The sequence below is a fragment of the Serratia sp. JSRIV006 genome, from assembly GCF_019968685.1.
GTDB classification, from domain to species: domain Bacteria; phylum Pseudomonadota; class Gammaproteobacteria; order Enterobacterales; family Enterobacteriaceae; genus Chania; species Chania fonticola_B.
Genome location: NZ_CP074137.1, coordinates 5453928 through 5469030 on the forward strand (window position 1 = coordinate 5453928; position 15103 = coordinate 5469030).

Genomic DNA, 15103 nt, shown 5'->3' on the forward strand with positions numbered 1-15103 from the left:
ACCGACTGTAAAAGGTCGGTTTTTGCTTTTATTCAGCTTATAAATGCTGATTAAGGCAATTGAATATCCCCGCCATAATGTTTTTATCACTGCAAAATTAGCATTCATTAAGATAAATCGTTCTTTTAAATATAACTTCTTAAATATAACCTCAACGAGATGCCGATTTTCGAGCACAATCGCTCCCAACGCGCCTATAATCACCGCGTAGTTATATGCAGTATCTCGTTTGGCGAGGCTCCTATACAAACACAGGTTACTGATCTGACGACATCGAGAGATGCCCAAGGTTAAGACAGGCTTTATCGGATTAAGGTTCAGCCCAAGGTAACTTCTGAGATTGTTCAGATACGTTGTATAGTGCTAAAACCTGGACGCGGAGATAGGCTTTCTGCACTCCCCCTCTTTGGTTTACTCCCCTATGCGATGCACTGTTGAAGTTTAAACAGCAATAGGGTCAATCACTTCCAGACTCCTCAGCGATGACCGCTACCACGCCAGCAGCACAGGCGGATCAGCCATTGCTAACGCTTTGAACGCTGACTTTTTCACCGCCGCTGGCACCAGGACGGTGAATGAAGCCAGAGACTACGTTACACACTTACTTTTAACCACAGAGGTCGTTATCGATTACAGTTAACCGAGGATAAGATTATGGGAAATATGATGTTTTTTATGGGATTTTTGTTTTTCGTCAGCTCATTGGGGCTGATCGCAGCCTATCTGAGCACCAAATGGGATGACTAATGAACGAAAAAGATCCGCCTAGCATCATCCTCCCCGTAGCCTCATCAATCATTGCGGGGAGGATGAATAACCGCAATAAACGGACGGTATTTACCGCGCGTGATAATGATGATAATTTTTATTCTTGGGTTGCTGTACGCTATTTTTATGATCTCGGTAGGTATTAATGAGATTTATTTGTATTCCACCGGTCAAACTGCCTTTCTTTCCTGTTTATTGCTGACAGCGACCGCAAGCTTGCTGCTCGTCGCTTTTGTCTGGCAATGTTCCGTAAAAACCAAACGCTGATTTTTTTAATTCAACTATGAGCTGTGCTATGCAAAATAAAAAACAGGCCGTCGCCAGAAACTCGATGATTATCAGCGGATTGTTGGCGTTAGGTAAATTTATCGCAGGTATATTTACCGGCAGTATTGGCCTGATCTCCGAAGGCATTCATTCATTTACCGATTTTATAGCCACCAGCATCACCTGGTGGGCGGTGAGCGTCAGCGATAAACCTGCTGATGATGACCATCACTTCGGTCATGGCAAGGTTGAGAATCTGGCCGCACTGTTTGAGGTACTGCTCCTGTTGGCGGCAGGCGGTTGGATCGTCTTTGAAGCAGTAAGCAGCCTGATAGGTGAGGCCAACCAGATTGTAGCTGCACCGGTAGTGATTGCGGTACTGCTGGTGTCCATTGTGGTTGATTTCTTCCGTGTCCGAGCCTTGAACCGCGTGGCCAAAGCCACCAACAGCGCGGCTCTGGAAGCCGATGCTTTGCATTTCTTCTCCGATATGTTGTCTTCTGGTGTGGTGCTGTTGGGCATGGTTTTTGTGCTTTTTGGTTTTGCCCGTGCAGATGCGCTGGCAGCATTGATCGTCGCCTGCTTTATCCTGACTGCCGCATTGAAGCTGGGGAAACGCTCCTTTGATTCCCTGATTGATACTGCACCTGCTGGCACGCGGGAAGATATAGCTGCCATACTTAATGACTTCCCCGCGGTGCTGTCTACGGAGAATATTCGTCTGCGCAGTGGCGGAGCCACGCTGTTTATCGAGGTGAGCGTTGGGGTATGCCGTACGCTACCGCTAGAGCGGATCAAGGAATTGAAGCTGGCGATTACCGCCAAACTTGCGCAGCAATACGCCAACTCGGAAGTGAGGGTGATTGCCCTCCCTCAAGCCAGAAGTGATGAAGATCTGGCAACCCGTATTCGCATGCTGGCCGCCAACCATGGGGCCGTGGTGCAGAGCCTTTCGCTACAACAATTGGCAGACCGTGTGGCGATCGGGATGGATCTGCTGGTTCCGGCCAATGCCAGCGTAGAGCAGGCGCATGATATTGCCAGCGAGGTGGAGGAGGCTCTACGCCAGACCTTGGGCGAAAATACCGAGATCGAAACCCACCTGGAGCCCCAGATGCTGGATTGGCTGACTAGCCAGGATGTGGAACACGGCGAACTGGCAAAGATTGAACAAGCATTGACGGTTTCGGCGCAAAACAGCGGATTGGTGCAAGACATCCATGATATCCGGGCGCGAGAAACGCCACAGGGCGTGATTGTGAATTTTCACTGTCGGGCCCTTCCGGCCTTGTCGATTTCTGCGGTGCACGATGCGGTGGACCATATTGAACGGCAATTGAGAATACAATTCCCGATGGTATCTCGGGTGGTGGGGCATGTTGAACCGCTGTGATCCCTCACAGCGGAATAGGGAGTGGGCACAGTCAGCATCGAAGTAGAAATTGCCGGTGTGATGTGCCCCAAAAATCAAGCCTCCCGATGCTGAGCAGCCAGCATCAGGGGGTTAAGAAGGTTTAAATAGCCATGGAATATTCGCTAACATTTACTGGTAAACAAACGTCACCCCAATGATTGACTGAACGTTTCCTGCGGTCAACGGCCCACTGGTACGTGCATAGCTCGCCGTTAACCCAAGCTCCACTGACGATTCTCCAACGTTACCCAATGATACATTACTGTTCGCAGGGATAACCTTGCCGTTGCCCGTTATCTGTATGCCAACCCCTTGTGCGGCAGAGGCTGAAGCCGTATTGCGGAAAACGGTGTTGCCGGCATCCTCAGTCGTTCCTGAAAGGTAGTAGCTCAACTGTTGATTTTTCAAACAATTCACAGAAATGGGCACAGGAGTACTAGCAGGATAATCAGGTAATGAGACCGTAACATTACGTGCTGAAACATCGCAGGTTCCTGTAGGAATGACGACACTGTTATTAGCTATTAGATTCCATGTGTACGTTTCGAGTGTTACAGGGCCGTTATTATCAGGGCCTCTATCCATCATATGCACATACAAAACAGCAAAATTGCTCCCAGCTGGTATCACAACTCCTCTGGCAGATGAGTCAGGCGTAATAATAAGCTTAGCGGAGAGTGGTGTATAATTATAGTTAGAAGAATAATATGAGAAAGTTTCGGTACCTAACGGCAATGAATACTTAGTTCTAACGAATTCTAAATAACCAGCATATTTAGATAGTTCCCCCGTGAAGCCTGAGTTGCGTGCAAAATAAAAAAAAACTTGGCTCCCGTTCCCACCATTAATTTTGTAGCGATCTTTACAACTGATAGAGTTGGAAAGGTTTACTACCATGTTTTCCCCAGCAGAAATACTCGGCCTAATATCAACATAGACATTCACGACGCTCTCGTCTTTATCACTTATAGTCTGACCAGTCAAATCTATACACGTAGTTGCCAAACTATTAAAAGAGCATCCCATCAATAATATTATTAATATGATTTTTTCCATAAAAACACTCATCAATCAGGCATAGGTATAGGTAATGCTAATTACCGCTTGAATAGTTCCCTGGGTAGCCGCACCGTTTACAGACAGTGCTCTGACTTTGAGTGGGAAACTTGCCGACTTGGTAGCATCGACGACCGATACTGCCTTTTTAATGCCATTATTCAGCTTGGTTCCTTTATCGTCCTGCAGTTCGATCTGAATATTACCCGCGGTCCCCATATTTTTATAATAACCGGTCGCATCAGCCGTCCCGCTAAATGTCGCTGTCACCTGTGACGTTCCGATGGGGCAACCCGTCAGGCTTAGGGTAACGGGTTTCCACTCCGATGCGGCACCCGCGGAGATCATATCCGAACTGTATATGTCACCTAGTGCAACAGAAGCTTTGGAGGTTGAAACGGTACAAGGGCCGGCTACCACTTTACCGCTAACCGTGATAGTCACGTCAGCAGCCTGTAATGGGCTGGCGAGGCTCAGTAGCCCGGACAATAGCAGAGGGTACACATTCCTATTTTTCATATTCATATCAGTTTCCTGTCACTGAAATTCAAGCGTAAAGGTTGCCGTTGCATTGACATGCCCGACGGTGACCGGCATCCGGGTAGCCATCAAACGGGCATAAAAATTAAGTACGTTGGTTTGTCCTGGTGTCAGCGTCGTCCATGATATTGATGACGATGTGGCATTGAGCGACAACATCGTCTGCTGGCTATTCAGAATTTGTACGCCTATTCCCGCAGCAGCAGCCGCGCCACTGTCGAGCTTTAACAGACTTGTGTTGTCATTATCCGCAGTACCGGTAAAACTGACTTTTACCGCCGTTACCGAGCTTCCGCACGGGGAAAGCACGATACGGAATGGTACTGGTGATGTCGTCGCGCCTACTGTGTGAAATTGTTTAGCGACGTTATGCCTCAGATCGACAGTAAAATCTTTCGATTCACCTGCCACTGCGCAGGTGTTATTCAGGATGTTTCCGTAAAGAGAAATGGAGTTATCGGTGGCAACGGCCGAGCATATGTAACAAGCCAATAGCGCACTAAACAGGTTAAGTTTCATCAACGACACACCACCGTCAGTTGATTCAGCACTTTGTTCAGGCTATCTTTCGGCTGGCGATAATCAGCCACACAACTGTTGTCCTGTCCATGGCCCCACTTTGCCTGAACCTTGCCCACTAGCGGCATACCGCTCATATAAACCTGACCGTTCTCGTCGACGATATTGCCGCCCTGGTTGGTTTCGGATGTTACAAGGGCACCGAATGGCACTGGCTTGCCGTTGTATATCAACGTCATCAGAATTTTTATCCCGACTCTGACGTTGAAATCAGCGCGCACTACCGCGCCGTGGGTAGGTACAACACTGACCACCGGATCATCAAGCTCGACGTTATTGGCCAGAGTATTGGTATTCAGCGCTATCCGGTTTTCGCGATAGTCGGTGGCATAAGGCAGTACGGCGTAACCGCGCCAGTCCGTGCGAACACCGGTCTGGTTTTCAACTTTGATGCCGCCCGCGCCAGGCGCTTTCACCAGCACCACCGTATCGTTCAGCGGCTGGCTCAAGGTGACGCCATTGTCATGAAGCAGTGCACCACCGCTGACGCCGTAGTACAGCTGCTTAAAACCGTCGCTGCGGCTGTAGCCAATATTGGTGTTAGCGTAACCGCCACGGTAGTTCAGCGCCGCATAGCCCGTACCGTTACTACGGCTATCGCCTCCGCTGGCGTAACCGGTCTGCACGCTGTAACCCAGGTTGTTATCCTCCAGCAGCGTACCGTAGAGGCCGGCAAAGTTGTTCATCCGACCGTTCAGATCATGGGACATGCTGTAACTTGCACTGGCACTGTTCCATACTGACTGGCTGTTGGAGCGCTGCCAGTAGCTGAAGGGGATGTTGACGTTGAAAGCCAACATCTGGTTGCGGCCTGTCTGCCAGGCGCTTCTGGTCAGACTGTAACTCAGCGTCCAGTTGATGTTGTCCACTGCGGCATTCAGTCCCATTTGCAGCTGTTCGTCAGCCTTGCCGGTCCCCCAGTAGGTCTGGCGACTGCCGCTCAGATAGAAGGTGGCTGCCCCCCCCAACTGCTGGGTCAAACTGGCCTGTAATGTGCCGCGTTTGTTCCAGGCGAGATTGTAGTAATCAGTGAATTTGGGTTGCACCTGTATAACCCCATCCTGGGTATCTATACTGTAGCCCTCCATTCGCCGGTAAGTGGTGTCTGCAAAGCTGTAGTAACCCCGTGTCGAGTGCCGATAGCCCACTAACTGAATATTTGTACCGGTCTCATTAAACGACTTGTTGTAGAGGAAACGTAGCGACTGCCCCTGATACTCGCTGTCGTCGGGTAGCATGGCGTTTGCCTGCGTGATATCCAGCGAGAAGGCACCGAAATCGCCGATATTCTTGCCGAACCCAAAGTTAAACGCACGATAGCGATCCGCCAGTAAGGTGCCACCGTACAGCGTCCAGCCTGCCGGCATACCATGCATCAGCGTACTCTGGATGAATTTGGGTTTCTCCTGCTGGCTGCTGCCGCTACGATATTCACCCGCCGCTACGCTGTAGCGGATTTGGCCACTGCGCAGCAACATCGGCACAGAGGAATAAGGCACGCTGAATACCTGGCTGGTACCGTCAGATTCTTTTATGGTGACCTGCAGATCGCCACCGTTGCCTGCCGCATAAAGATCGTTGATGGTGAACGGCCCAGGTGGCACCGTAATGTTATAAGTCTCATAACCATTTTGCGTGATCGACACCTGTGCCGTACTACGGGCAATACCATGAATAACCGGCGCAAAGCCCCTCTGGCTTTCTGGCAGCATATTGTCATCGGAGACCAACTGCGCACCACGGAAGTTAATGCCGCCAAGAATGTCGCTGCTGGTATAGCTGTCACCCACCGTCAGACGTGAGCGTAGTAAGGTAATACCGCGCTCTATCCAGGTATTGATGTGTTGCCACTGATTTTTACTGTCGGATGAACCACCTCTGCTGTAGCTCCAAATGGTATTGTCGCGCAACCGCCAGGAGCCCATGTTCAATCCACTTTGCAGGTTCAGATAAGCATTATTTCTGCCATCACCAATATTATTACCGGTAAAGTTGTAGTTCAGCAGGCCGGCAGTAATCCCTTCATCCCAGAGCTCAGGCGGAATATAACCACGCACACGGTTACCCATAAAGGCCTGTGGTACGGTCAGATAAAGACGTTGCTGGCCGACGTCGAAACGGCTTGTGGCCCCCTCGATCATATCGGTCAAGGGGACACAGGCGTCTGGCGCGAACGTATCCATACCACTGACTACGGAGGTATTGACGCCCATGCCAACGAGCTGGCTGCCGGTCAGGCACGGAACCAGACCGAGGCCGTTTTCACCCGCACTAAAGGCAACATCACGAGTGGTCATAAAGTCGTCGTTAAGATAGATATCTACTCGATAAGTATCAGGCGGCACTTCCTGACCATTTTCAAACCCGGAAAGATCTGCCACAGCAGCAGGATCGTCCGCCAGAAAACGGGGATTAAAGTAAAGCTCGGCTGGTATTGTATATGTCGGTATCGTCGCCAATAAGGCGATAAAAAAACGCCCCGAATACTGGCTGAAGTGCATATTGAACCGTGAGCCTAAATGGCCTGTTCCATGTTTTAGCTGCGACATAGTCCCTCCGGTCTGAAATTGGCCGGCTGTCAGTTCTTTCTTTATACCCAGGGAACAAACCGCTGGGATCTTCCCTGTTGGTTATTGCTGTGCGCCCGTCATTTTTGGAGTCAATGCGCCATAGTCATTAATCGTCTGGTAGGTGATTTCGCCGCCAGTGTTGGCAGGAAGCGTCACCGAAGCTTTACCCATCGGTGGTACCAGCGCATTTTCCAGCACCTGGTTCCCAGCCTTCAGCTCCGTGACCGTCAGGTAATAGGGAGTAGGGTTGTGAAGCGTCAGCGTTGAGCCACTACGGCTGAATGTCAGTTTTTCCGCTGCCAACTCCGGCGGCAGGCTCAGTTTCCCTGGGCGATAATAGAGCTTGATACGGCTGATGATTGCCAATTGCAGCGTGTTTTCACTCAGCTTCGATTTATCCATCGATGGGATCGCTTTAACGTTTACCCAAAACAGGCTTTCCCGATCCTGCGGTAGCTGATTATTAGTGGCATCGATAATGCGCAGGGTGTTCTCTTTTTTACCCTGCATGGCAAACAGCGGGGGGGTGATGACAAAGCGACCGTCTTTGCCACCTTCAGCATTTTCCACCCATGATTGAATAAGGTAGGTGCTGTCCTGCTCATTATTGGTGACCGCCAGCGCAACCTGTTTCTGGCCTGCCGGATAGATAACCCGGGTGGTCCCCAGCGCTACACCCGCTTCGCTACGCACGGAAAAGCCGGTGGCGGCAATTATCAAACATCCCACGAATAAGCAGCGCGTTATCTCCAGTATTTTTCTCACATATTTCCCTTTTTATTCGTTGTTATTTTCTATTTCTTATTGGTAGTTCAGGGAGAACCAATACTGGCGGCTCCCTTGGGTAAGGTGATGCTCAAGCAATTACCTAAAACAGATAGCAGAATACCGATTTCACTTTCTGCATCGTTATCATCCCAGTTTTATTGTGTATAACGGGCCATCCTGGCCCTGAATGCCTCCTTGCCTGGCAAATGGATTACTCGTATTGCACCTTAAAGGAGGCATCAGCACTGACAGTACCGGCCGTTGCTGCACCAGTAGCGTAGAAACGAGCCTGGAAAGGAACAGCCGTACTGCCATCATTCAGAGCCATCGCAGTGCTGAAAGTTGAGCCATCCAATACCAGCGGAGTACCCGTTTTATCAAGGATCTGTACACCGATATTCTTTGCCCCACCGGAAGTTGAACTCTGCGTTGCAAGTACGGTAGTGTTAGTGCTGTCAACCGCTGTACCGGAGAAAGCAATAGAAGCTTTAGTCGAAACAGCAGTATCGCAATCGTTAAGCTGAATATTGAAGCCAACCGCCGGACTGGTGTCGCCCGCTTTAGCCAGTTTTGCGGAACGCACCTGGCCTAACTGAACGGTCTGATCGATAGAGCCCGCGTCTACAGCACAAGCTGCGTTAATTACTTCCCCTTTAAAATAAACCTTACCTCCATTCACAATGCTCTTCGTCGCACCAGCTTCCGCAGCCAATACGGATGTAGAGTTCAAGGCCAGGATTGACAGTGCAATGGCGCCCAGTTTATTAATTTTCATGTGTATTCCTTTAAACATATGAGTGAGTAACCTTATTTAAACTAAGGTAGTGTGGTGCATATCCATATAACTATACGGAATTCTTGAAAATACCATTTCAAAACATCATGTACTCAGTGAGTAACGATGTTACTTACCTGAATGAATTAATGATGATTTAATGCCTTATCAGAAAGCCAGAGAAACTTAAACAAAAGCATACTTAAGTCATTAAGATTAGACAGCCCGGCTTTATATAATGCATTATTCCTTTTCCTATAAACGGTTTTTGAATTCATCAGCAGCACTTTAGAGACTCTATTAATGTCCATACCGTCATTAATCATCGAGCGCATGATACTGACCTCGTCAGCAGTAAACCGTTGCCACAAAAACATTTTTTCTCTAACGTGTCTTTTATCCGCTCTATTGGTTTTAACGTCGTTAATAAAGTTTACAACTTCAGAAACTTCCGTTTTTGAGGATAAAAAAAATACACTGCCCTTTGGATTGGGCCTGACCTTCACAGGAACGTCGATAAAACAAACTGTTAGAATATCATTCGCTAACAAAAACCCTAAAATTTTTGAGAAAAAATGAATATTTTCCATATTTACATTTACAATAAATATACTATTTTCGGATGTTTTCTTAAGTGCACTACGCATTTTTTTCTCTGATGGAAAACGTCTCGACTCAATGAATCTCCATTCCGAATGCAAAGATTTCAGGCCAGATATAAAAAAATGATCGTCACTCCATGTTATGAATCTTGTTTTCTTAGCATACATAGTTTTCTTAACCACGCAGAAATCTGGCAGGTAATTATGACATCACACATTTTTACACGGGTAGAAAGTCCCGCGCCATATTAGTCATCAAATACCCAAGGTCCCTCTCAATGGCAACCACAGTATCATCGTGACACCACTTAAAATAATCAAAAAAAATCAAAAATAATCATCTGAGATTCTTATAATTTTTAAGATTTTTCCTAAAGTGCATTTTGCTTAAAAAAATGCGATCATATGATAAATTAATGAACCTATAAAGTTATTAACTCCTTCTTAGATTTCGCCTAACATAATGATTTTAAAAACATAAACCAATTTGTCCACAGGTAATTTAAAATGGAGTTTTCTTGCTCAACATACAATCTTAAATGAAACTTAAGTGATGATTTGATAAGGCAAAAAATGAACGACGTAGATAAAGAAGATGCAGAAATCAGCAATCGCTGCATTTACCTCATTGACCAAAAAGTATACTTCATACCCGATGAAAACCTACTCATTTCAAAAAATTATGATGAGAAGATTAAACTTTTAAGTACAGCAACAGAGTGCCTTTCTACTCTTATCTCGCGTCAGGGGCAGATAATCCCCAGAGAAGAACTAATGGACAGTATCTGGAAAAAAAGAGGCGTTATCGCTTCTGACAATAACTTTTACCAGACGATACTCACCATCAGAAAGGCGTTTTCAACACTTGGCTTGGATGATGTAATTGCAACAAGATATAGAAGAGGTCTGGTTATAGAAAAAAAAACCTCAATTATTTTAAAGACACAGCTTTCATCAGGCAGTGTAGAGACAAGAACTCTGCCGTTGGAAGGTACGATAGATGAGGTGGCCTGCCAGGATACTCAGCAAGATACCATTGAGTCCCCAACCAACAATCCCCCCCAGTCAAAGAGAAGAGGTTTCTATGCTATTTTATTATTAACCCTCACCCTTGGCTGCATAACAGGACTCATTTTAAATATAAATTCGGGTAGGTTCTTTGATACTTTTCACCATATGAACAGTGGCTACCCATGTGATATTTACCTCTCCAACAATACTAACTCCGTAGAGAGCGTCACATCATTTTTAAAAAGTAAAAAATTCTCCTGCAATAAAGGAGAAAAAGTTTATTATGCCTCAAGACAGCAAATTGGTTATCGGGCCATTATCACATGTGATAGTACATTTCAGGAGGGTGGCGAATGTTCAACAGAATTTTATCTAGATTAAGCATAAGAAAGCTCAAAATCCCTTTAATTATCATGGCTATTTTTGCCATTAGTTCACTATCTGTATTAGAATTAAGAAGGTATTTATACACTCAGCACAATAGAATATCCTGCTACGCAAATGTAAATATACATAAAGATGACAAAATACTTTCCCTCAGGTTAAGATATCTTATGCAGAAAGGTAATGGCATGATTTTCCTGCAAGGTAAATTGTATGAAAACGGAGAGAGTGCTGGAATTATAAGCAGGGATATTTCGTTTGATTATATTCAAAGTGGATCTTTTTATAAGATCTACGTAGAAGATATAGTAAACCTCTCTCAGAGTACAATTTTTGGCGAAAAAGTGGATACCTTCCTGCCTGATATTTGGTATCAAAAAGGAATACGCAGTGGTTTTTTCATCCAACCTCAATATCCTAATGGCTATATTTTCGGCCGATATTTTTTGCCTTCTTTCTATTGCCGGAATATCGATGATTGACCCCAAGAAAAGGGGTATGTTAGCTGTGTCACGAGCACATCGTCAGGCCTGATAAACAGCTTTAAGGGGTCGTCACTATAAATGCGCCAAAAGCGTCGGTATATCCCTGATGGAGGGAGACAGTGAAACTGGCGAGAGTCTGCAGCAAACCCAGGCCGCTCAAGCGGCCTCAGACTGGTGACAAAATCCAATATGACGGTGGTTTTATGTCTGCCAATTGGGGCACAATAATCTGTATGCCCATGCCGGAAGTGGGCAGGTAAGAAGTGACACCGGCCTTGACCAAATCGTGGTTCATCCACTTCAGCGACTCCTTATTGCCCTTGCAGCCGAACGAACCCCGCCCCCAGCCGTGCACATGAATATCGACAAAGCCGGGCATGATGATCCGATGACTATGGTCGATGCAGCAACCGGAAAAGTGGCTGGCGAAACCGCTTATTTTCCCTTGTTCCACCCATAGATAACCGGCCTTGATACCGTCGGGGAATACGATCCGGTTGGATTTGATAACCCCGGAGCGCGGGTCATTCCTCAGGATGCTTCCGAGAAACCTCGACCTTCAGGCCGGGGAGGAAAGGAGGCTGTTTTCAGACTAACGTGGTTTGGCATAATCACATTTTCCTCTCTAGTATGTGGATCCATGAAACGTGCATATAAGTATCGGTTTTACCCAACACCGGAACAGTCTGCGCTTTTAGCTCAGACGTTCGGCTGCGTGCGTTTCGTCTATAATTCAATCCTTCACTGGCGCACTGATGCGTACTACGAACGACAGGAAAAAATCGGCTACATACAGGCCAATGCGCGCCTTACTGCTCTCAAAAAAGAGCCTGAGTTCACCTGGCTGAATGACGTCTCCTGCGTCCCCCTCCAGCAGTCTTTGCGGCACCAACAAGCGGCATTTACTCACTTCTTTGCTGGACGGGCTGCATATCCGGCTTTCAAGAGCAAACGCCACAAGCAGACGGCAGAATTGACAACCAGCGCGTTTAAAGACCGTGAAGGCAAGTTGTACATGGCTAAAAGCAAAACGCCTCTTGATGTCCGCTGGTCACGCCCGTTGCCATCCGTGCCGTCTACCGTCACCCTTTCCAGAGATGCTACCGGTAGGTACTTCGTCTCCTGCCTTTGTGAGTTTGAACCTGTATCACTGCCGCTTAGTGCCAAAACAGTTGGCATTGATGTTGGCTTAAAAGATTTGTTCGTCACCGACTCTGGACTCAAAACCAGCAATCCCCGCCATACAGCTAAATACGCTGTACGCCTTGCGTTGCTACAGCGCAGATTAAGCAAAAAAGCCAGAGGTTCGAAAAACCGAACCAAAGCGCGCTTAAAGGTCGCCCGACTCCACGCGAAAATCGCCGATTGCCGGATGGATAACCTGCACAAGTTGTCCCGCAAACTGATTAACGAAAACCAAGTTGTTTGCGTCGAATCCCTTAAGGTAAAAACATGCTCCGCAATCCAAAGCTGTCTAGAGCGATAGCAGATGCTGGCTGGAGCGAACTTGTTCGCCAGCTACAGTACAAAGGCGCATGGGCGGGGCGTAGCGTTGTCGCTATCGACCCGTTTTTCCCAACCTCAAAACGCTGTAGCAGTTGCGGCTTCACCATGGAAAAAATGCCTCTTGATATTCGTAATTGGCACTGCCCTGAATGCGGGGAAGACCATGATCGGGATATCAACGCGGCCCGAAATATCAAAGCTGCCGGGCTGGCAGTGTTAGCCCACGGAGAGCCTGTAAATCCTGAATCGCAGCACGCGGCTTAGGTTCGGCTCGTTGAAGTGGGAATCCTCGTCCTTTAGGGCTTGGAGCAGCCAATATCTGGCCCCTGGTTTACTTTACCGCTCTATCAAACAATGCCAGCGCGCCCACCATCAAGGCCAAATACTGGCTGATTCAAGGCTCATTTTTTGCCCGTCAAAAAACGGAGGCACGACAAATTGCCACCCCGGTCGTTTTCAGACGGGCGGTAATAGGTCAACGTTGGTGGGCGGTTACCAGGCCAGGCCGCGATCCAGAATCAATCGATCACGGACACCAGATGGTTTAGCTTACTGATTTACGACTGCGGGGACCGGAATATCCAATCCATAAAGGCGCAGCATGGCAGGCGTGTCTTCAACGTCAGCAAAAACATACCGCACTCGGACTGCCGCATTTTCCGGGATGGTAATATTCGCATCCCCAGGCACCAATGCGGTTTTCAGTGGTGAAACAAACCCCTCCTTGTCTAACAGCATCAATGATTTACTTTCATTCAGATTGCTAAGACGTACGATTTTGTTGGTTTTATTACGTAGGGAAAGGGTCACTTTATATTCTTGGAGCGCGACTTTCTCAATGGCGGAAACCGATGCGGTGACATTTTTAACCAGATTGTCTTTGTCGGTCACAATGATGGCCCCATCAATGCTGCTACCTGACTGACGGCCATCATCCACGCCATCTTTCAGACCGCTGAGAGCATCTTTACCTGAGGCAATGACGCCAGAGACCACGCTTTTCACGCTGTCTTTCACCACGGCGGTCTCTTCAGCCTGAACGGCAGTGGCAGCCATCATCACCAAAACCAAGGCCATTACGCTATTTTTCATCTCATTATCCTGCTTATCATTATCCATTGACCACAAAATCACCTCAATCTAGCGGAAAATAACACGGATGACATCTTATCTATTGGGGCTGCCTTCCTGCGGCTATTCAGGTAAGGCGTAAACTCCAATCTTTTTAATGCTATTTCGCTTATTCTCACCTGCAAAGCGCGGCGTTTTCTGCCATTCTTTTGCCTATTCCTCCTAGCCTTAGCCACGCCTTCGTAGACAGGACAAATAATGGAAGTGTTAACAAAGGATGAAGTGTTATATCACCGGGGAAGTTTGCTGACGGCAGACGGCGTCATGGTCGCCTCATGGGATCTTGAACAACAGGAGAGTTTTTCCGGTGATTATTTTAGCCTGGCTGGCTACCGCGGTATCCGCAATGCCGCTGCGGCCCCTTTCAACGTGGATTATTGCAACGAATCTGTCGTGCACATCATTAATGGCATGGGCGTAACGCTGGGCGATTCCATTATTGGCCTGACTGCACTTGAGGCTCTGCGCGAGTTTAATCCCAACTTGCACACTATTATTTATCGGCCAGGGCGCGCGCCCCACTATGTCGATCAGCTTTATCATCTGGCGGCAGGCGTGGTGGCGGATCTCCGTTGGCTGCCGTGGAAGGCAGAGCATATTCCAGAACAAGAACTGTGTATCGATGCCGGTAATCAACTGTTCTGGCCAGCCTTCACCACGTTGCCGATGATCGATTTTTTTCTGCAGGCGCTGGGCGTTGAACCTACCGCTATTCCTGCTACGGCGAAAGCCAACCGCTGGATGCAAAAACTATGTCTGCCGCCATTACCTGAACGCTGGCAGAACAAGCCCTACGTGCTGTTTTGCCCCACCGCCAGTACGCCGTTACGCAGCATTCCGGCCAGTGCCCATGTGCCACTGGTGAATGCCCTGTGGGAGAAATTTGCCTGCCCAGTGCTAGGATTTGGCGCGGTAGATCATCCGCATTATGTGGATATTCAACCGCTTTCCACCACGACCGCGGATTTCCTGGCCTGGGTGAAGCATGCCCGCTATGTTCTGACATCGGATACCGCTGCGGTGCATATTGCCGCTGGTTACGATGTGCCAACCACCGCCTTCTTTACCTCAATCGCTCCCGAATTGCGGGTGCGAGACTATCCTTTATGTCAGCCTGTCTATTTTGCCATCCCCGAGCTGAACAACGTGCAGGCCAGCGCCAGAAAGCATGACCTGGAGCAGGTCGAACTAGCCTTTACTACCCTGATGCTAAACGAATTGCCGTGGGCCTGATCCCCGGTCTGGAG

15 protein-coding genes, 1 pseudogene and 1 riboswitch are annotated in these 15103 nt (G+C 47.9%); of the genes and pseudogenes, 7 read left to right on the forward strand and 9 right to left on the reverse strand.

Features of this window, described 5'->3' with window-relative positions; translation table 11 throughout:
* The first annotated feature begins 217 nt into the window (after window positions 1-217).
* A riboswitch (M-box (ykoK) riboswitch) is annotated at window positions 218-389 on the forward strand.
* A gap of 286 nt (window positions 390-675) precedes the next feature.
* The 3 genes from mgtS to KGP16_RS25245 all read left to right on the forward strand — a co-directional run bounded on the left by mgtS (window position 676) and on the right by KGP16_RS25245 (window position 2428).
* Window positions 676-747 (forward strand): protein MgtS, encoded by a 72-nt coding sequence (mgtS, locus tag KGP16_RS25235; RefSeq protein ID WP_235166922.1) that lies wholly within the window; start codon window positions 676-678, stop codon window positions 745-747.
* Window positions 747-914, forward strand: coding sequence for a hypothetical protein (locus tag KGP16_RS25240; RefSeq protein WP_181817539.1), 168 nt, complete (start codon window positions 747-749; stop codon window positions 912-914). Before mgtS ends, KGP16_RS25240 begins: the two co-directional genes overlap by 1 nt.
* A gap of 149 nt (window positions 915-1063) precedes the next feature.
* Complete coding sequence (locus KGP16_RS25245; RefSeq protein ID WP_209530091.1) at window positions 1064-2428, forward strand: cation-efflux pump; 1365 nt, start codon at window positions 1064-1066, stop codon at window positions 2426-2428.
* 150 nt (window positions 2429-2578) lie between these two features.
* Here the strand turns inward: KGP16_RS25245 and KGP16_RS25250 are convergent, their stop codons facing one another.
* The 7 genes from KGP16_RS25250 to KGP16_RS25280 form a co-directional block, all read right to left on the reverse strand.
* Window positions 2579-3505 carry a fimbrial protein gene (locus tag KGP16_RS25250; RefSeq protein ID WP_223500516.1) on the reverse strand — a complete coding sequence of 309 codons (927 nt, stop codon included), beginning with the start codon at window positions 3503-3505 and terminating at the stop codon, window positions 2579-2581.
* A gap of 15 nt (window positions 3506-3520) precedes the next feature.
* Window positions 3521-4024: a fimbrial protein gene (locus KGP16_RS25255; RefSeq protein ID WP_037376519.1), complete on the reverse strand. Its 504-nt coding sequence runs from the start codon at window positions 4022-4024 to the stop codon at window positions 3521-3523.
* 18 nt (window positions 4025-4042) lie between these two features.
* Window positions 4043-4564 (reverse strand): fimbrial protein, encoded by a 522-nt coding sequence (locus tag KGP16_RS25260; protein WP_021807393.1) that lies wholly within the window; start codon window positions 4562-4564, stop codon window positions 4043-4045.
* Window positions 4564-7173, reverse strand: a complete 2610-nt coding sequence (locus tag KGP16_RS25265) for a fimbrial biogenesis usher protein (protein ID WP_223500517.1) — start codon at window positions 7171-7173, stop codon at window positions 4564-4566. Before KGP16_RS25265 ends, KGP16_RS25260 begins: the two co-directional genes overlap by 1 nt.
* Window positions 7174-7254: 81 nt before the next feature.
* Window positions 7255-7959: a fimbria/pilus periplasmic chaperone gene (locus KGP16_RS25270; protein ID WP_071784889.1), complete on the reverse strand. Its 705-nt coding sequence runs from the start codon at window positions 7957-7959 to the stop codon at window positions 7255-7257.
* A gap of 214 nt (window positions 7960-8173) precedes the next feature.
* Window positions 8174-8737, reverse strand: coding sequence for a type 1 fimbrial major subunit FimA (gene fimA, locus KGP16_RS25275; RefSeq protein WP_094982423.1), 564 nt, complete (start codon window positions 8735-8737; stop codon window positions 8174-8176).
* Window positions 8738-8883: 146 nt separating this feature from the next.
* The gene (locus KGP16_RS25280) at window positions 8884-9522 is read right to left on the reverse strand and encodes a hypothetical protein (protein WP_223500518.1); all 639 of its coding nucleotides are present in this window, start codon (window positions 9520-9522) and stop codon (window positions 8884-8886) included.
* 390 nt (window positions 9523-9912) lie between these two features.
* On the opposite strand from KGP16_RS25280, the gene KGP16_RS25285 reads away from it, so the two are divergent.
* Both KGP16_RS25285 and KGP16_RS25290 read left to right on the forward strand, forming a co-directional pair.
* Window positions 9913-10731: a winged helix-turn-helix domain-containing protein gene (locus KGP16_RS25285; protein WP_223500519.1), complete on the forward strand. Its 819-nt coding sequence runs from the start codon at window positions 9913-9915 to the stop codon at window positions 10729-10731.
* Window positions 10704-11216: a hypothetical protein gene (locus tag KGP16_RS25290; protein WP_141234360.1), complete on the forward strand. Its 513-nt coding sequence runs from the start codon at window positions 10704-10706 to the stop codon at window positions 11214-11216. The genes KGP16_RS25285 and KGP16_RS25290 overlap by 28 nt, the downstream gene beginning before the upstream one ends.
* A gap of 169 nt (window positions 11217-11385) precedes the next feature.
* Here KGP16_RS25290 and KGP16_RS25295 read toward each other — a convergent pair whose 3' ends face one another.
* Window positions 11386-11673 (reverse strand): hypothetical protein, encoded by a 288-nt coding sequence (locus KGP16_RS25295; RefSeq protein WP_223500520.1) that lies wholly within the window; start codon window positions 11671-11673, stop codon window positions 11386-11388.
* 186 nt (window positions 11674-11859) lie between these two features.
* On the opposite strand from KGP16_RS25295, the pseudogene KGP16_RS25300 reads away from it, so the two are divergent.
* Window positions 11860-12989, forward strand: a pseudogene (locus tag KGP16_RS25300) (RNA-guided endonuclease InsQ/TnpB family protein).
* A gap of 285 nt (window positions 12990-13274) precedes the next feature.
* On the opposite strand, the gene KGP16_RS25305 reads toward KGP16_RS25300, so the two are convergent.
* The gene (locus KGP16_RS25305; protein WP_218520161.1) at window positions 13275-13817 is read right to left on the reverse strand and encodes a hypothetical protein; all 543 of its coding nucleotides are present in this window, start codon (window positions 13815-13817) and stop codon (window positions 13275-13277) included.
* 237 nt (window positions 13818-14054) lie between these two features.
* Here KGP16_RS25305 and KGP16_RS25310 point away from each other — a divergent pair, with 237 nt between their 5' ends.
* Window positions 14055-15089 (forward strand): glycosyltransferase family 9 protein, encoded by a 1035-nt coding sequence (locus KGP16_RS25310; protein WP_218520160.1) that lies wholly within the window; start codon window positions 14055-14057, stop codon window positions 15087-15089.
* The last annotated feature ends 14 nt before the right edge of the window (window positions 15090-15103 follow it).